Raw genomic sequence first — 17,859 nt, 5'->3', positions numbered from 1 at the left:
GTGGGGCTGTTGGCAGTGTCGGAGCGTCGAGAAGGCGGTGGCCGCCCTGCCGGACATCGTTAAGAAGGTCAAGGAAGATTCGCGGCTTCGCCGTGGGCGTGGTGCATGGCGGCAACGTGAAGGGGCCGGTTGCGAGTCGGGGTGGAGAAGGTTGGATTTCAGGTGCTCTCCCTCTACCACCTTCAAAATTGCCCAAACAATTCTCCGGCCCCTTCATGGCTTCCCGGAAGCCCAGCGTTTGCGGGATGTGCGGCCGAAAGCTGGGGAGAGCGGAAACAACTTTCCCTTCAATCTGCTCTCCGAATGTCCATCATTCTCCGAAGCTGGGGAACCTTTTGGATCTTCGGTCCGGCCCATCCGCGGGCACAAACTTTGCGTTTCCGCCAATGGTTCGGCCAATGGCGTCTCTATGACTTGCCCGCAAGCACCGCCGCAACCTATAGGTTTGCAACTAGCCTTATGGTTTGCTAGCTTCACCGTAGGGATGAGGAGATGCGGATTTTGTACCGCCTTTGGAAGTGGCTCTTACGTCCGAAAGCGCTGGGTGCCGGAGCGAACAGGGAGGAGCTATCACCGAGTCATCCGTCCTCCATCAGCGAAGCACGTCTCCTGGACTTTTTGGCGAACACGACTGATGGTGTGTCGTTCTATGATCAGGACTTCCGCCTGACGCACTACGCAACCAACCTCAAAAGCATCCACAGCCGCCCGCCAGTTGCGGGCGACGCTCTGTGGGAGATTTATCCGAACGTCGACACTGAGCTCATCGAAAAATTTGTTCGCGTGCTGCGCGGCGGCACTCCAATAAATGTCAATCTCCAGCGATCGCTGGGGGAGGCGCCCCGTTCCGCTGTCGTTTTCGGCGCTGCGAATGGAATTGGAATCATTGAATCCAGAGAAAGGGAGCGGGGCGGGCGGGGCTCACCGGAAGAGCAAGAGCGTATGATGCTCCTTCATCAGGCGACGCACGACGCATTAACCGGATTGCAGAACCGGCGGGGGTTCAGCGAAAACCTGCAACAAGCTCTGTCGGTGGTCGATGAGCCAAATGCCACTGCCCTGCTGCAAATCGACCTTGACGGTTTCAAAGCGGTCAATGACACGCTCGGCCATGGCACGGGCGATACGTTGCTTCAACTGGCAGCAGGCCGGATCCGGGACACGCTGCAGGACGGCGAACTCGCATACCGGTTAGCTGGAGACGAGTTCGCCGTCATTCAATCGCGTACGGGACAGCCCGCCGAAGCGGAACGCCTCGCGGGGGCGTTAATTGAAGCATTCAAGGCGCCGTTCATGATCAACGACATCCCCGTCTTCGTCGGCGCGAGCATCGGAATTGCATTCGGACCGGGACACGCGACCGAGGGCGAGCAGTTGATGAAGGCCGCGGATATCGCCCTTTATGCCGCCAAAAGAGACGGACGCGGCTGTGCGCGAATTTTCAATCGCTCGATGCAGCTCCTGCTCGAACAGCGTGAAAACCTGAGGCGCAGTCTTCGAATGGCGCTGGACCGGAACGAGCTTTATCTTGAATATCAACCGCTCATTCGGGCTCCCGCGTCGGTCGTGGGCTTCGAAGCGCTGCTGCGATGGCGGCATCCCGAAGTCGGGACCATTCCTCCGAGCGTGTTCATACCGATCGCCGAAGCCGACGGTCTCATGGACGAGATTGGACGATGGGTGATCGAAGAAGCCTGCCGCCAAGCAACGAGATGGCCGTCTTCACTGACGGTCGCCGTGAACCTGTCGCCGGCGCAGTTCCTGAGCGGTTCGCTCACGGACACGGTTGCTCAGATCGTCGACGCAGTCGGAATCCGCGCCGACCGGCTTGAGCTCGAGATTACCGAAACCGTTCTTCTCGAGCAAACCGTCGACAACATTGACACACTGAATACCCTGAATGTCCTCGGGATAAGGATCGCGCTAGACGATTTCGGCACCTACTACTCCTCGTTGAGTTACCTTAAGAACTTCCCGTTCGACACATTGAAGATAGACCGATACTTCATAAAAGACTTAGAAACCGATCGAAAAAGTCAGACGATCGTGCGATCGATCATAGGCATGGCGCACGGCTTGGGGATAAGCGTCACCGCGGAGGGGGTTGAAACGCCGGGACAAGCACAGTGGCTGATCAGGGAAGACTGTGATTACCTCCAGGGCGATTTCCTTGGACGGCCACTCGGAGCCGAGGCGACGCGCGATTTCATCAGGCGATCTCCCAAGGAACTAATACGCGAAAGTGGGGACGAAATCTGGCGATCCAGCGTCCGGCCCCATGCATAGCGGCGTGGACGAAACTGAGGGGTCGCATCGCTTGACTAAAATGCAGCCAGAAACGAGTGAGGAACGCCAATGAATATTGCTTCTCATGCCGAAGATGGCGAAGCAGTCTTTGAGACAATGATCCAGATCGATTTGGACGTCAAAACTTTTATGTCTGATTGGATACTCTGCGATCAACTCTCGACCTACTCGGCGCGGATGATCAGCCATAACAGAACTGACTCCGTACGGCATTCAAACCTCTTTTCCTCTGCGTTGAACGAATTATTGGAGGTCGCCTTTCGTACGCGGCATTACGGCGGTGAAATAGCCTGTAGAGTGTCCCGCCGGGGCGAGACGGACAGGATCGAACTGACGTTCCCTTGCATGCCCGAAGAACGACAATTCTTTGAAGAAGCGGTGTTTCAAATTACGGGATCCGAGGCAATGGAGCGCTATCTCAACTCAGTGTCCGGAGACCTCGCGCCCAGTCGTGAAGTCGTTCTCCTGGAACTCGCCATCGACTACAACGCGACCCTTCGAGTCGAGCAAGTCGGCGCTGAAATCATCACTCTTGTCGTCGATCTTCCGCTTGAGGGCATGCCAAGTTGAGCGCGTACAACCTTTTCCCGCGTTTCAGAGCGCAATACGATGCAAACGATCAGGAGTTCTCGATATCGGGAATACTGCGGCCCCAATCGATCGATGAGCTTGCGCCCAGCATTGCCCTGTTGAAGGAATCAATCGCTCGTGTACGCGGCACTCTGTACGTAAACGTCAAACGATTGACGCAAATGAACAACACCGCATTTCATGCTTTCTCGCGGGTCATTATTGACGCCTGTCGCGTTCGACCAGATCTCAGGTTCGTACTCGTAACGTCAAGCGTTGTCGGGTGGACGACCAGAAAATTCGGGCGCCTGAACGGAATCGAAGCGAACATCACTGTTCAAGAGTATGACAGTGATTTCTATCCGGGGCAGAGCTTCCTCGAAGAAGGCGGGTTCATTCCGATCCTCCGCACACAGACGAAGATGACTTGGCGCCACGAGCGCACAATCTTGCCGCGACACGGCATGCAACCCGGTATCATCATGGCCGACATCTGTTGCGGAATTGGTGATTTCGCCGTACTCGTGCAGAAAGAATTTCAGCCATCACGGATTGTCGCTCTCGACCATTCCAGATCAAGCCTTGCTTATGCGCGAAGCGTGGCTGCGGCGTTCGATATCGGAGGAATTGAATACACCTATGGCGACGCGTCAGAAATGCTGCTCGACCAAGATCAGTTTGACTTGGTCACATGCCGACACTCCCTGCAGGTGTTCAACAAGCCCGAACTGATTCTCAAGGAACTCTTTCGCATCTGCAAGCCGGGGGGACGCGTCTACATCACGAATGAAAAGAACTCGCACTGTCTGGGCGAACCGCGCGCCGATAGCATCCAGTGGACCTATAATGAAGTCGCCAAGCTTTGGGCGCACTTCCAGATGGATATCGAGCTTGGCCCCAAAAGCCGTCGATACCTGGTCGAAGCGGGGTTCGAAGACATTCGAGTCGAGTCTTTCGTGGTCACCAACCACGACGGCGATCCGCAGGACTTCGCAGATGTCGTCGCGGCATGGGAGAACGTCTATGCAGGCGAGATGGCGACAAAGCGAGGTGACCCGCCGGCGTTCATCAGACGGTTCCGACAGGGTTTCCAGGATCACATTTTCGCTGCGCTCCACCCCAAGGGATATGCCGGCTGGCCAATCTGGGTTGCATCGGGACGTAAGCCACTGTGAGCGAGTCGCATGCCATTTCCCCCAAACCCTGGTCCGTTTTCCGGCCTAACAGCTTCCGCGCGAAATTCATAATCGTTGTAGGCGGGGCGGTGCTGTTCGACCTCCTGGTCGGTGGGAGCGTCGCCCTGTGGAACGTCAACCGGCTTTCCCGCGACGCGACGTACCAGATCGAGAGCGGCCTCACCAAGGCGAGCCAGGAATACCTCCAGAATTATATCGAGACGACTGCTCTGCGCGCCGATCTCCTGTTCGACCAAATGCACTCCGAGGTTACCGCACTTGCAGGCTCCATGCAGAGACTGATCGATCATCCAGAGGCGAAGGAGGCAATCGGCAACGCGCTGGCGACGGACTCCTATTTCAATGCGCCGCTTATACATGACCCCAAGGGAAACTGGATGCAGAGCCCACAAGGGTCGCCTTCGGTCTTGAGTATCTGGGGATATCTTCTCTCCCCCGATGGCCGACCGAAGCCCGAAATTCTCCACAAAATTCAGGAGAGTGCGGCGTTCGACATTTTTGGCCCAAGCCAAATGGCAACAGGCGCCAGGAAGTTGCAGGTCTATTACGTTGGACCGAAGGCAGCACCTATCATGCGCACGACTCCTTACTCCGATCAGGCGCAAACCTTCGACAAGCTCTATCCGGGCCACAACAACGCAAATTTCTGGGATTTCTTCTTTCCTGGCGTCTATGAGCGCTGGCAGGGGTGGATCAGGGACCCGAATTCGCGCCCCGTAAAAGGCGATGACATCACGGCGACTGCCCCATATATCGATGCGATTACCGGTAAGCTCATAGTGAGTTTCTTCCATCCGCTCTGGACGAAGGACCGCAAGGATGTCGCCGGCATGGTCGCTTCCGACGTAACGCTCGATCAACTCGCTGAAATCGTCGAAAGCGTGAAGGTCGCTGAGACGGGCTTCGGTTTTCTCACCATGTCGAATGGCAATGTGCTCGCGATCAAGCCCGAAGGCGAGAAAACGCTCGGGCTCAAGATTGCAAGCGGTGCGGCGGGTCAAGGCGTTACCGGACTCGATCGCTCGCTCAAAAAGAGTACGCATTCGGCCGTTGCGGCGCTCGAACTTCCTGCCGACGACAAGACGGTCATCAAGCATATTTCGATTTGGGAGGATGGCGAAGCCGAACCTCACATCGTCGCGCTTCGCCGACTGGAGGCAGTCAATCTCTGGAACAGCACGGGGTCCATCACAGCCGAAAACCAGATGCTCGGCTTCGTCGTCCCGGAGCGGGAAATCTATGCTTCCCTGCTTGCAGCGCAACAGAGCATTTCCAGCGCGACCAACCGGATCCTGGTCTCCCAGATCATCGCAATTATCATTTCGCTCCTGATTGTCTTTGCGGCTGTCTTCGGAATCTCAAAGCGGATCACCGCAGGCCTCAGCGCGCTTGCAGCAGCCGCAAAGCGGCTCCAGGCACAAGACTATTCAGTTCGAGTAAGCATTCCGACGCATGACGAAGTGGGAGAGGTGGGGGTCGCGTTCAACCGGATGGCGGAGGAGATCAGCTTCCATACGGAAAATCTCGAGCAAATCGTCGATGAAAGAACGAAGGAGCTTGAAGACGCAAATCAGGAGATTTCCGCCCTCAACAGCAAATTGCGAGATGAGAACCTCCGCCTTGGTGCAGAGCTTGCAGTTGCCAAACATATCCAGATGATGGTTCTGCCGAGAGCCAGCGAACTCGAAGCCATCCACGGGGTCGAAATCGCCGCTTATATGCGGCCGGCCGACGAGGTCGGCGGCGACTACTACGACGTCTTGCAAGAGGGATCGCGGGTCAAGATCGGGATCGGCGATGTGACAGGCCACGGGCTCGAAAGCGGTGTGCTGATGCTGATGGTTCAATCCGTTGCACGCGCACTGCAGGAGACTGGCGAGGACAATCCACGTCAGTTTCTCGATCGACTGAACAGAGCCATCTATAAAAATATCGAACGGACCAACACCGACAAGCATCTCTCGCTGGCCTTTCTTGACTTTGAGAATGGGAGGGTGACCCTGTCAGGGCAGCATGAGGAGGTTCTCGTCGTTCGTGCAAATGGAGAGATCGAGCGTATCGATACCGCCAATCTTGGTCTGCCGATCGGCCTCGAACGCAACATCTTGCCGTTTATCGCAACGCGCGACATTCCGTTCAACAGCGGCGATGTGATCGTGCTCCACACGGATGGTGTGACCGAGGCGGAAGATCAGGAGGGAAAATTGTTCGGTTTGATACGCCTCTCTAACAGTGCGCGCCACTATCATCGCAGGAGCGCCGAGGAGATCAAAACTGGAATTATTGAGGACCTGATGGCGCATATCGGAACACAGAAAATCCACGACGACATCACGCTCGTGATCATGAGGCACAAGTAGGAATGACAACACTGTTCGGAACAGCCGACTTTGCAATTGGAATGAGAGAGAGCGTCAGCCGCGTGCGATTGTTCGATGGACCTCTCGACCTGAGTTGGCATCATTGCGCTACTACTTCGGACTTCATCGCGGACGTTTTTGCCCTGCGCTTCCAGTCTTCTCGCAACGACTACAGGGAAGTGCGACACAGCATTGGCTATCTAGTCAACGAACTGATTGAAAATGCGGTCAAGTTTCGTGCGCCAGGCGAGATCACGATCGAGGCGGCCATAGAATCGGAAAGCTTTAAAATCAAGGTTTCGAATGTTGTTGACGTCGAAACAACCGCTAAATTTCAAAATCTTCTGTCGGAGATCACAGCCGGCGATCCGGGTGAGCTCCTGATCCAGCGAATCGAAGAGAATGCCGCGGACCCTCAGACAACAAATTCCGGTCTTGGATTGCTGACGTTGATGAACGACTATGGCGCGAGCCTGGCTTGGGTCTTCAGCCCCGCCGACGAAAGGGACCAGGTTCGCCTGGAAACATATGCTTCAATTGTGGTATCATCAGAAACTTATAACTAAAACGAAATGAAGACAAAATCGTGGACATAACAACGACAAATTATCGCGTGTGGAACGAAGGAAGCGATGTTTATTTTGACGGCGTAATGAGGTTGTCCAGTTCTGAGGCCTATGCGCCCATTTTGCAGCTAATGATGAATGTCCTTACCTCCAATCCTACTACTATAACGATACATGTATCAGACTTGGAGTTCCTTAACTCGTCGGGCATCAATTTATTGGCCAAATTTACCATAGAGGTCAGAAAGCATCCAGAGATCCAACTCATTGTCCGGGGAAGCTCGGAAATACCTTGGCAGTCGAAATCGCTGCCAAATCTCAAAAAACTACATCCTGCGATGGTACTCTTCGTTGGCTGACAGGCGGGTTTATCCAGGCGCCAAAGACCATTCGGCTACACTTTCCGGACGTCTGCCTTTTGAGATGCGAATCGAAAAGGACGGGAGCGGGCTCATACGCTCTGGCATCCGGCTGAATGCCGCTTCCGAGGCGGCGGCCGAAAGGCCGGTCAGGGTCATGACTTCCGGTACGGCTGAACGTCGGCGTTGGAGACGCCATATCGCGGTTCCAAACCAGGACCGTTCCGTCCTTACGCTGCCTGCACGTTTTTCGAGATCCGCGCCCACTCCGGAATCCAGTCGCGGTGCGCGGCGAGCAGGTCGTCGACCAGCGACCAGATCTGGTCGAGATCGAGCTCGGCGGCGGTATGCGGATCCATCATCGCCGCGTGATAAAGATGCTCGCGGTTTTCCGTCATCAAGGCCGCGACAGTCAGTTCCTGCACATTGACATTGGTGCGGATGAGCGCCGTCAGTTGCGGCGGCAAGGTGCCGATGAAGGTCGGCTGGATGCCGGACGCATCGACCAGGCACGGCACTTCGGCCGCGCAATTTTCCGGCAGCGAGGTGATGCAGCCATTGTTGCGGACATTGCCGTAAATAACCGAGGGCTCGCCGGTCCAGACCGAGTTCATGATCGAGGAAGCATATTCATGGCTCTCCTCGATCTCGATGTTCTCGGCGCTCCGGTAGGCGGCCGCCTGCCCTTTCCACCGCTCGATCTGCTCGATGCAGCGCTTGGGATATTCATCGAGCGGAATGCCGAATTTCTCGATCAGATCGGGCCTGCCGTCCTTGATGAAATAGGGCGTGTATTCGGCGAAATGCTCCGAGCTTTCGGTGACGAAATAGCCGAGGCGGGTCAGCACCTCGTAACGCACCTTGTTCGGGCAGCGCGGATTCCAGTGGCTGGGTTTCGGAAATCGCCCGTCGCGGTAGCCGCGCACGAGATCCGGATAAAGGTCGCGGTAGCTGCCATCGGCCTGCCGATGCTCGAATTTCAGGTAGAAGGCCATGTGGTTGATGCCGGCGGCACGGTAACGGATTTCCTCGAGCGGGATTTCGAGATCTCGGGCGAGCTCGAAAGCCGTTCCCTGCACCGAATGGCAGAGACCGACCTGCTTGATGAGCGGATACTTTTCCGCAATCGCCCAGGTGTTGATCGCCATCGGGTTGACGTATTGCAGGAGGATTGCGTCGGGGCAGATTGCCATCATGTCTTCGCAGATTTTCCAGAGGTGCGGAACGGTGCGCAAACCCCGCATGATGCCGCCAACGCCGAGCGTATCGGCGATCGTCTGGCGCAGGCCGTATTTCTTCGGCACCTCGAAATCAGTGACCGTGCAGGGCTCGTAGCCGCCGATCTGGAAGGCAACGACGACGAAGTCCGCGCCTTCCAGGGCCTTGCGCTGGCTGGAATGCGTCTCGATCGTCGCCGCAGAGCCAAGCGTCTTGACCAGCTTTCCGGCGACGATCTCGCTTTCTTCCAGGCGCTGCGGATTGACGTCCATCAGCGCGATGGTAGCGCCCGAAAGAGACGGCCGCTGCAGCACATCGCCGATGACATTCTTCATGAAGACGGTGGAACCGGCCCCGATGAACGTGATTTTGGGTTGTCTCGTCATGAATTGCGCCTCTTGTCTGCGATTTACGCGGCTACCTCGAACGCGGCCCTGACGAGCCGTTCAGTGTAGGCGGTCCTCGGATGGGAAAGAACCTCGTCGACGGGTCCCTCCTCGACGATTTTACCGTGCTGCATCACCACGACCCGATGACAGAGCGCGCGTACGACCTTGAGATCGTGGGAAATGAAGAGGTAGCTCAGTCCGCGCTCGTCCTGCAGCTTGCGCAGGAGGTCGATGATCTGGGCTTGAACGGAGAGATCGAGCGCCGATGTCGGCTCGTCGAGCAGGATGAATTCCGGCTCGAGTGCGATTGCCCGCGCAATAGCGATGCGCTGGCGCTGGCCACCGGAAAACTCGTGCGGAAAGCGCGACAGGATGTTGTGCGGAAGCCCGGCGCTGACAAGCGCCTGCTCCACGCGCTTCAACCGATCACTTTTGTCGTCGCCGAGCCGATTGACGATCAGCCCCTCCTCGATGATCTGGCCGACCGACATGCGCGGATTGAGCGAGGAGAACGGATCCTGAAAGACGACCTGCATGCGCGATCTGAGCGGCCGCATCTGGTCACGTGTCCTTGCGTGGATCGGTTCGCCGTCGAAGAAGATTTCGCCGCCGTCGGCCGTCAGAAGCTTCACCAGCGCCTGCCCGAACGTCGTCTTGCCGGACCCGGATTCGCCGACCAGCCCCAGCGTTTCGTACCGGTGAAGCTTTAGGCTGAGGCTGTCGACGGCGACGAGTTCCTTGAGCCGCGGCTTGAAGAACCCACCATGCTTCAGCATGAACGACACCCGCACATTGCTGCCCTCGAGAATGACGGCTGAGTCCACCGGCGTCGGATTGGCCATGCCCTTTGGTTCGGACGCCAGAAGATGGCGTGTATAGGGATGCTGCGGGTTCTTGAAGAGCGCTTCAGTGGTGTTGTGCTCCTTCACCTCGCCCTGGCTCATGACATAGACGTAGTCGGAAAACTGGCGAACGACCGTCAGATCGTGAGTGATCAGGATTACCGCCATACCGACCTTCTGCTGCAGATCACGGATGAGGTTGAGTATCTGCGCCTGCACGGTGACGTCGAGTGCCGTCGTGGGTTCGTCGGCGATGAGTACGTCCGGATTATTGGCGAGCGCCATGGCGATCATGACGCGCTGGCGCTGACCGCCTGAAAGCTGGTGCGGATATTGGTTGAAGCGGCTTTCCGGGTCTGCACCTGCCGCAACAGCTCCAGCGTACGCTCCGCTGCTTGCCTGCGGCTCATCTTCTGATGAACGCGGATCGCCTCGATGATCTGCGCGCCGACCGTGTAGACCGGATTGAGCGAACTCATCGGCTCCTGGAATATCATCGAAATGCGGTCGCCGCGCAGCGCCCGGCGCTGCCGGTCGGAGAATTTCAGCAGATTTTTCCCATCATATTCGATCCGCGAGTGCACGGCCACGGCGGCGCGCTTGGTGAGCAAGCCCATGACCGTGCGCGCCGTCACCGACTTGCCGGAGCCGGATTCTCCCACCACAGCGATGGTCTCGCCGCGATAGAGCTGAAACGAGACATCCTTGACCGCGTCGACCGTCCCGCCTTCTACCTTGAAGGTCACCGCGACATTGCGGGCGTCGATGATCGGACTGCCGGTCCTCACCGCATGATCGTGACGTTCGTCCGGCGCCATCGAGGTCTTTTCCGTCAGAGCCATGGTGCCGGCCTTCTCATAGGGATCGACGGCGTCGCGAAGACCATCGCCCAGCGCATTGAACGCAAAGACGGTGACCAGCACGAAACCCACGGGGGCAAGGATCCAGGGATAGGACCCAATGACGGAGTATGTCGCGGTATCCTGCAGCATCAGCCCCCAGGAGATCAGCGGCGGCTTCACCGCGAAACCGAGGAAGCCGAGGAAGGATTCAAGCAGCACGACATTGGGGATCGCCAGCGTGACGGCGACGATGACGTGGCTCATGACGTTGGGGAAAATATGCTGAAAGATGATCCGGCGGTCGGTGGCGCCGATCGCCATCGCCGCCCGCACATAGTCGATCCGCGCCAGCGCCAGCGTCTTGCCTCGAACTTCGCGCGACAGCTGTGCCCAGCCGAGCGCCGACATCACGAAGATGACGAACGCGAGGAAGACATTGGTCGGCGCCGTCACCGGAATCAGCGAGGTGAGCGCGAGATAGAGCGGCAGTTGCGGAAAGGCGAGCACCAGTTCGACGAAGCGCTGCACCCATGCGTCGAACCTTCCGCCGAAATATCCGGACACCATGCCGACCGTCGTGCCGACTACCGTGATGATGAACACCACGGTCAGGGCGATCATCAGCGAAATGCGCGAGCCGTAGATGATGCGCGACAGCACATCGCGGCCGAACTTGTCGGTGCCGAGGAAATTGACCGGGCTTCCGTCGGTGGCGCCGAAGAAATGCCGCTGCGCCGGGATCAGTCCGAATAGCCTGTAGCCGAACCCCTTGACAAAAAAGCCGAGCGTCTGCGGGTTATCGTAGTCGGGGCCGACGATCGGCTGGAACGTGACGGGGTCGAATTCATCTGTTTCACGAATCGGATAGCTGCGCGGCGGAAAGACGAAGTTCCCCTCCCGATCCGTCATGCTGATTGTCTGCGGCGGCGCGAAACCGACGCCGGTCAGTTTCGGATCGACGGGTGCGAAGAACTCCGCGAAAATCGTCATGATCATCAGGAGGCAGACAAGGATCAGCCCTATCATGCCGGTCCAGGATCGCTTCAGACGGCGCCAGACAAGCGCGGTATAGGTTTCATTGCCGTTGCCTTTGGCCGGCGGCACGGAGGCGCAGACTACAGATTGGACGTCGGCTTTCATGCGTCGGCCCCTCCCCCAAGACGAACGCGCGGGTCAAGTGCCGCGAGCAGCATGTCGGCGATGATGTTGCCGACGATCAGCGTCACCGACAGAACCAGCATGAAGGTCGCCGTGACATAGACGTCGCCGACCCACATCGAGCCGACGATGGCCGGGCCGACCGTAGGCAGGGCGAAGATGATCGCGGTCTCGATCTCGCCGGTCAGCATGTAGGGCAGCACGACGCCCTGATACATGACGAGCGGATGCAGCGCGTTCGGCACGGCGTGGCGCATGACCACCGCGCCCTCGCTCAGGCCCTTGGCCCGAGCCGTTTCGACATATTGGGCGTTCAGCGTATCGAGAAGATTGCCCCGCATGACGCGCATGTTGTAGGCGAGCCCGCCCAAAGTGGCGATCGCGATCACCGGCCAGACATGCTTGACCAGGTCGACGAACTTGCCCCACGACCAGGGCGCCCCGCCGTAGCGAGCGGAATGGAAACTGTTGATCTCAGTGACATTGAAGTGGAACACCAGGATATAGACGATAATCAGCGCCATCAGGAATCGCGGTATCGTCATGCCGAGAAACGAGATACCCGACAGCAGGCTGTCCACCCAGGAATATTGCCGGGTTGCCGCCAAAACGCCGAAGGTGATGCCGATCACCGAAGCCAGGATATGGCAGACGAGCGCCAGCGCCAGCGTACTGGGCAAACGTTCGCCGACCACATCGGCGACAGGCTTGTTGTAGAAGAGACTGTGGCCGAAATCGCCGCGGGTGACGATGCCCGTGATCCAGTTGACGTACTGGAGGGGCAAGGGCTTATCGAGGCCATGCGCGATCTTGTAGGCCTGCGCCTGGGCGTCGGCCTTTTCGAAGGATGCGCCACCCTGGTTGATCAGTTGCGAGCGCACATAGTCGCTGTAGTCGCCCGGCGGGGCCTGGATGATCGCGAACGTCACGACGCTCAGGACGAAGAGGACAGGAATCGCCGAGGCGATACGCACAAGCAGAAATCTGAACATGATCGTGTTTGCTTCTCTTGTGGCTCGTGGGCGATCTGCTCCTTCACGAGGCGCGGTATCTCCACGGTTCAATTCGCAACCTCCCCTCCGGCGGATGCTCGCCGGAGGGGAAATCGACTGCGGTCAGTTGATCGGACCGCCTTCACCGGGCTTGCCCGGAAGCTGCTCGGGGAACAGCTCGTAGTCGCCCTGCTTGTCGGCAGCGACGAAGACCCGTTCACGGATGATCGTGTCCTCCGCCCAATTGAACATGAAGATCGGCACGCCTTCCGGAATGTTAGAGAAGCGCTTGTTGATGATGAGCGCACCCGGATATTCTGTCAGGCCGATCGTATCGAGATTCGTCGTCGAGACCTTCTGGAACTGCTTCATCAGATCAGCCCGCTCGTCATTGTCGTTGCTGGAGATGAACTTGTTGACGACGTCCACGAGTTCCTGTTCGAACGGCATCAGATCGACCGTGCCGTCCGTTCCTGCCCTGTGATGCCAACTCGTGCGCGGACCGGTCGGGGCAAGCTGGGTCGTGTTCTGCACAACTGAGGTCTGTTCCTGCTCGTTGCGGCGAACAAGCCAGTCGAAGCGCCCGGCATACTGGGTTGCGTCGCGCTTCGCGCCATCGATTGTGTTGAGCACGACCTTGAGGCCAAGCTGTTCCATCTGGCCGACCAGACCTTCCGCGAGATTGCGATCGGTGCTGTAGTCGGAATTCACCAGAAGCACGATCTGTACGTCCGAGCCGCCAGCTGTACCGGCCGGAAAGTTGACGGCGCCGTTGCCGTCCGTGTCCTTCAACCCGACCTTCTCCAGCAGCGCCTTGGCGCCTTCCAGATCGAACGGGTAGTACACCGTCGAGGCGCGGTCGTAAAAGCTCGTGCCAGAGGAAATGCCGCCGGGATAGATCGCGGTGAAGGGTCCTTTGACGAGGGATTCGCCGAGTTTCTTGCGATCGATGGCCATGGTCACGGCCTTACGGAAATCGACGTTGCGGTTGAGCTCGCGTACGGCCTGCGCCCGCTCGTCCGGCTCGCCCCAGCCATTGGCTGAAAAGTTCATGCGCAGATTGTAGCCGATCAGCCGGGCGCTAAAGGCCAGCCGCGCGGGAGCCGTTTCCTGTGCGGCGCGCTTCAGCGATTCCACGAAATTTTCAGGTTGCTCCAGGTTCGAGATATCGCCGGACCCGGCGATCGCCTGCACGTCACGATCGGCCCAGGTCGAAAGCTTGTAGTGCAGTTCGTTGAGATAGGGCAGCTGATTTCCCTCTTCGTCCACCTTCCAAAAGTAAGGATTGCGGCGAAGCACGATGACATCGTCCGAACGGTATTCGATAGGCACCCAGGCGCCCATGACGGGCATATTCAAGTATTCCGGCGGAAAGCCGTTCTTGTACTCGTCGTAGGTGGTGCCCGCATATTTCGGATGCTTGGTCTTCAAAATGTGCGAGGGGCCAGGGCAGAAGGTTCCATAGGCCATCGCATAGAGATGCTGGCGCGGGAACGCGTCCTTAAAAGTCCATTCGATCGTATATTTGTCTACCGCCTTCAGGGTGGTGCCTTCTCCGAACGTTTCCGGTGTTGCACCGTTCAGCGGCGAGACGTTCGGATCGACGACATTGTCGTCCCAATAGAACATCACGTCATCGGCGTCGAAGGGATCTCCGTCGGACCACTTTGCGCCTTCGATCAACTTCATCGTCAGTGTGTGGCCGTCTTCCGACCACTCCCAGCTCCGGGCAAGATTGGGCAGCGGCTCGACGTCTTTGGCATCGACCTGGAAGAGCGGCGCGGTGCGCGTCAGGCATTCGAACATCGCAATGTCAATGCCGCCCCAGCCTTGCGTCTGCCCGGCACTGTAGTTCCAGCCTTCCGGCCGGCCGCCGATGACGTGGCGCATAGTGTCGCCATAGACGCCTATCCCGTCGGGCATGTTGCCTGTCTTGAAGACCATCGGCTCCTTCGGCAGCCGCTCGGCCAACGGAGGCAGTTTCCCGGTCTTGACGAATTTTTCGGTGACCCACTCCGGCTCGCGATATTCGGATAGCGCCTTGAATTCCAGAATTGAATCGCGCGGCACGTAATTGATCTTGCCTTGCGCCGGAAACGGCGGCTGTTCCGGCACGATCGTCGGCTCGGAGGCCACGGCCTGGATCGCGAACGCCGATACACCAAACAGGAGCGCGGCGGCGGTTTTCATGCGGCCAAAAATGTTCATTGTCCTGGTCTCTCCCTTATGCTTCGGGCCTGCCGCGATGGCCTGGCTCTCCTCCTACAAGCATTCGATCGAAGCGGTATTCCGCTTTCTCAGAAGCGGTATTCCGCTTTCTCGGATGACAGTGCCGTGCTGCCCGGGCGCATTCGCCGAGGCACGATCCTGGCCGCCCGGTTTTCCGGAACATTGGCTTATCGCAACCAATGTCTCAGCCGGCCGCGCGCAATGCGTCCTTTTCGGCCCTGATCTCTTCGATCGAGCGAACCTCGCGGCGGGCAACGCCCTTCCATTCCCGCGTTTTTACCGTCGCGCGGCTCAGCCGCTCCTTGGCGCTGTCGATCGCATGGGCGAATTGCGGCAGCCATTGCGCTTGCGCCACAACCATCTCGTCGACCATCTGCCAGACCTCTTCCGGCGTGCAGATGGCGCCAACCAGCGGATCGTGCAGCACGGCCAGTTTCAGGAGGTCGATGTCGCCGGAGATTGCCGCGTGGACGGACATGCGCTGGACATTAATCGACGAAATGCAGGTCGCGGCGCAGGCTTCCGGAAGCGTGATGCCGGCCACCATGTTGATGCCGAAGCGATCGACGAAACCAGGCGATTCGATGATTGCATCGGACGGAAGATTGGTGATGACGCCTTCGTTCTTGACGTTGAAGTGACCGCGATAGACCCGACCGGTCTCGAGCGCCTCCAATATGTGGCTGGCGTGCTCGTTCGAGCGGCGCCCGGGATCGAAGGGCTTTCCTGCATCTTCGAGGAATTGCGGGAACTCGGTTTCGAACCAGTTCCGGGTTTCGGTCGAATAGCGCAGATAACCGCCGGTTTCGCCGTGGATCCAGTCCGACATATCGATCCACTTGGCAGTCTCCTCAGGCCGTTTGCGATACCAGGGCAGATATTCCGACAGGTGGCCGTTACTTTCGGTCGAATAGACGCCGAAGCGCTTCAACACGTCGATCCTGAGTTTCTCCTGCCGCGAGAAGACCGGATGCGCCTCGAAGGCGGCGACGAGCTCATCCCTGCCGATCTTGCGGCCCTTGACGCGAACGTCGACGAACCAGGTCTGGTGGTTGATGCCGGAGCAGACATAGTCGAGCTCGCCTTCCCCGGCGCCGAGGATCTCGGCAATCTGCTCGGCCCCATGCTGGACCCCATGGCAGAGACCGACCGTATCGACCTTGCCGAATTCGATCGCCGCCCAGGTGTTCATCGCCATCGGGTTGGCATAGTTCAGGAATTTGGCGCCTGGCTCGGCCAATTCGCGAATGTCCTTGCAGAAATCCAGAATGACCGGGATGTTGCGCTGGCCGTAGAGAATGCCACCGGCGCAGATCGTATCGCCGACGCACTGGTCGACGCCGTATTTCAAGGGGATGCGGATATCGTCGGCATAGGCGGCGAGACCTCCGACGCGCACACAGCTAATGATGTAGCGCGCGCCCTCGATCGCCTTGCGGCGGTCCGTCGTCGCGGTCACCCGTGCAGGAAGCTGACTCGACTTGACGATCCGCAGGAGAATTGACTCGATCATCTTGAGATTGTGCTCGCTGATGTCGGTCAGTGCGAACTCGATGTCGCGCAGCTCCGGGACACACAAAATGTCCGTGAACAGCTTCTTGGTGAAACCGACGCTGCCCGCGCCAATGATTGCGATCTTAAATCTGCTCATTCGAACCTTCTCCCGCAAGCGGATTGGACCGATAGGTAAAATCGGTTCGTAGAAATCCAGTCCAGGCGTGTTATTCGGAAGACACGCAACCAAGCGGCGTGCAACCGGGGTTTCATCCTCATCTCTTTTGTTTTTTGGTCAATATGCGTAAGATCACGCCCCTCCGGTAGGGCGTAGATGTGCTTTGTAGGGTAATTTTGTGCTGCAAAAACTCGTCGACCTTGGACCGGTGATGAAAATGATTTCCCTGCCGCGCGCTCGGCAGCGATTGCACACCATGCCGACGAGCACCGGCTACGACGTGAGAACGGATGCCGGCTATAGCTGGGATGGCCGCAGACGCGGGCAGACGCCGTTCACAGTGATACAGCACACCATCAGCGGCACCGGAAACCTGCGTTACGGAACCAGGTCCTACCGCATCGCTCCGGGCGAGACGATGCTGTTGGTTGTTCCGCATTCGCACCGCTACTGGGTCGAAAAAGGCGGGCGCTGGGAGTTTTTCTGGATATCGATGCATGGGGCGGAAGCGTTGCGCATCCATAGAGAAGTCCTGGCAACGAAAGGACCGGTGTTCAGCCTTCGGGCAGGGACCGTCGATAATCTGGCCGACTGCGCCTACCGGCTGGTCAAAGGCGACGGCTCAACGCCGGCACGCGCCTCGGCAATTTCCTACGAGGCGGCCATGGCACTCTATGACGACGTGTTCGAACTGCACGGAAATGACGTGGCGGAGAATTCGGTAGTGCGTCAGGTGACTGACTATATCGGTGCGCATCTGCATCTGCCGTTGCCGGTCGATGAGCTGGCGCGGCTTTCCGGTCTCAGTCGCGCGCATTTCTCACGTGTGTTCGCAGCGCATGAAGGTATTCCTCCGGCTGAGTTCGTCCTCAACAGACGCCTCGACCGCGCCGCAAAGCTACTGACCATGTCCGCCGACCTTCCGGTGAAGGATATTTCCGGCATGTGCGGCTTCGAAGATCCCAACTACTTCGCCAAGGTATTCCGACGTGGCTTCGGCGTCAGTCCGACAGAATTCAGAACCACTGGCATGTATGCAAGCGCCGGTTATCAGCAGGGGCAGATTTTGGACAGATGACAAATAGCGCTGACCTGTCACCCTTTGATGGCTGCTTTTAGCGCGAGAGAGACCGTCAACCTGGTCACTCGGACATCGGCT

Annotated in this window: 11 protein-coding genes and 2 pseudogenes; 7 read left to right on the top strand and 6 right to left on the bottom strand. The window is 58.2% G+C overall.

All coding sequences use genetic code 11. The features are described from left to right. Positions 1 to 492: 492 nt before the first annotated feature. From AC0L2M_RS22825 to AC0L2M_RS22800, 6 genes are all read left to right on the top strand, one after another. Positions 493 to 2,286, top strand: a complete 1,794-nt coding sequence (locus AC0L2M_RS22825) for a putative bifunctional diguanylate cyclase/phosphodiesterase (RefSeq protein WP_128247152.1) — start codon at positions 493 to 495, stop codon at positions 2,284 to 2,286. A gap of 69 nt (positions 2,287 to 2,355) precedes the next feature. After that, the gene (locus AC0L2M_RS22820; protein ID WP_287240397.1) at positions 2,356 to 2,877 is read left to right on the top strand and encodes a ubiquinone biosynthesis methyltransferase UbiE; all 522 of its coding nucleotides are present in this window, start codon (positions 2,356 to 2,358) and stop codon (positions 2,875 to 2,877) included. Further along, positions 2,874 to 4,052 carry a class I SAM-dependent methyltransferase gene (locus AC0L2M_RS22815; protein WP_128168955.1) on the top strand — a complete coding sequence of 393 codons (1,179 nt, stop codon included), beginning with the start codon at positions 2,874 to 2,876 and terminating at the stop codon, positions 4,050 to 4,052. Before AC0L2M_RS22820 ends, AC0L2M_RS22815 begins: the two co-directional genes overlap by 4 nt. 14 nt (positions 4,053 to 4,066) lie before the next feature. Continuing rightward, a complete protein-coding gene (locus tag AC0L2M_RS22810) occupies positions 4,067 to 6,433 on the top strand; it encodes a SpoIIE family protein phosphatase (protein WP_287240522.1) in 2,367 nt (788 codons plus the stop codon). 2 nt (positions 6,434 to 6,435) lie between these two features. Beyond that, on the top strand, positions 6,436 to 6,999 hold the full coding sequence (locus tag AC0L2M_RS22805; protein WP_287240399.1) for a slr1658 superfamily regulator: 564 nt from the start codon (positions 6,436 to 6,438) through the stop codon (positions 6,997 to 6,999). Positions 7,000 to 7,019: 20 nt separating this feature from the next. Next, a complete protein-coding gene (locus AC0L2M_RS22800) occupies positions 7,020 to 7,358 on the top strand; it encodes a slr1659 superfamily regulator (protein WP_023797948.1) in 339 nt (112 codons plus the stop codon). 230 nt (positions 7,359 to 7,588) lie between these two features. Here AC0L2M_RS22800 and melA (AC0L2M_RS22795) read toward each other — a convergent pair whose 3' ends face one another. The 6 genes and pseudogenes from melA (AC0L2M_RS22795) to melA (AC0L2M_RS22770) all read right to left on the bottom strand — a co-directional run bounded on the left by melA (AC0L2M_RS22795) (position 7,589) and on the right by melA (AC0L2M_RS22770) (position 16,679). Continuing rightward, positions 7,589 to 8,962 carry an alpha-glucosidase/alpha-galactosidase gene (melA, locus tag AC0L2M_RS22795; protein WP_287259345.1) on the bottom strand — a complete coding sequence of 458 codons (1,374 nt, stop codon included), beginning with the start codon at positions 8,960 to 8,962 and terminating at the stop codon, positions 7,589 to 7,591. A 23-nt stretch (positions 8,963 to 8,985) separates the two neighbouring features. Beyond that, a pseudogene (locus tag AC0L2M_RS22790) lies at positions 8,986 to 10,649 on the bottom strand (ABC transporter ATP-binding protein). Between the two features lie 15 nt (positions 10,650 to 10,664). Beyond that, positions 10,665 to 11,789, bottom strand: a pseudogene (locus tag AC0L2M_RS22785) (ABC transporter permease); the annotation flags it as partial. Then, the gene (locus AC0L2M_RS22780) at positions 11,786 to 12,799 is read right to left on the bottom strand and encodes an ABC transporter permease (RefSeq protein WP_473535954.1); all 1,014 of its coding nucleotides are present in this window, start codon (positions 12,797 to 12,799) and stop codon (positions 11,786 to 11,788) included. The gene AC0L2M_RS22780 and the pseudogene AC0L2M_RS22785, both read right to left, overlap by 4 nt. 123 nt (positions 12,800 to 12,922) lie before the next feature. After that, positions 12,923 to 15,007 (bottom strand): ABC transporter substrate-binding protein, encoded by a 2,085-nt coding sequence (locus tag AC0L2M_RS22775; RefSeq protein WP_473535953.1) that lies wholly within the window; start codon positions 15,005 to 15,007, stop codon positions 12,923 to 12,925. Between the two features lie 205 nt (positions 15,008 to 15,212). Beyond that, the gene (gene melA, locus AC0L2M_RS22770; RefSeq protein WP_128173703.1) at positions 15,213 to 16,679 is read right to left on the bottom strand and encodes an alpha-glucosidase/alpha-galactosidase; all 1,467 of its coding nucleotides are present in this window, start codon (positions 16,677 to 16,679) and stop codon (positions 15,213 to 15,215) included. Positions 16,680 to 16,911: 232 nt separating this feature from the next. Between melA (AC0L2M_RS22770) and AC0L2M_RS22765 the strand changes: the two genes are divergently transcribed. Then, positions 16,912 to 17,778: an AraC family ligand binding domain-containing protein gene (locus AC0L2M_RS22765; protein ID WP_473535952.1), complete on the top strand. Its 867-nt coding sequence runs from the start codon at positions 16,912 to 16,914 to the stop codon at positions 17,776 to 17,778. Positions 17,779 to 17,859 lie beyond the last annotated feature (81 nt).

This window comes from Mesorhizobium sp. WSM4806 (assembly GCF_055811635.1).
Note: the sequence above shows the minus strand (reverse complement) of the source record. Positions and strands in the feature narration are given on the sequence as shown.

Coding starts and splice junctions, on each gene's coding strand:
- AC0L2M_RS22825 (WP_128247152.1), top strand. CDS start 493: ATGCGGATTTTGTACCGCCTTTGGAAGTGGCTCTTACGTCCGAAAGCG.
- AC0L2M_RS22820 (WP_287240397.1), top strand. CDS start 2,356: ATGAATATTGCTTCTCATGCCGAAGATGGCGAAGCAGTCTTTGAGACA.
- AC0L2M_RS22805 (WP_287240399.1), top strand. CDS start 6,436: ATGACAACACTGTTCGGAACAGCCGACTTTGCAATTGGAATGAGAGAG.
- melA (WP_287259345.1), bottom strand. CDS start 8,962: ATGACGAGACAACCCAAAATCACGTTCATCGGGGCCGGTTCCACCGTC.
- AC0L2M_RS22780 (WP_473535954.1), bottom strand. CDS start 12,799: ATGTTCAGATTTCTGCTTGTGCGTATCGCCTCGGCGATTCCTGTCCTC.
- AC0L2M_RS22775 (WP_473535953.1), bottom strand. CDS start 15,007: ATGAACATTTTTGGCCGCATGAAAACCGCCGCCGCGCTCCTGTTTGGT.
- melA (WP_128173703.1), bottom strand. CDS start 16,679: ATGAGCAGATTTAAGATCGCAATCATTGGCGCGGGCAGCGTCGGTTTC.
- AC0L2M_RS22765 (WP_473535952.1), top strand. CDS start 16,912: ATGAAAATGATTTCCCTGCCGCGCGCTCGGCAGCGATTGCACACCATG.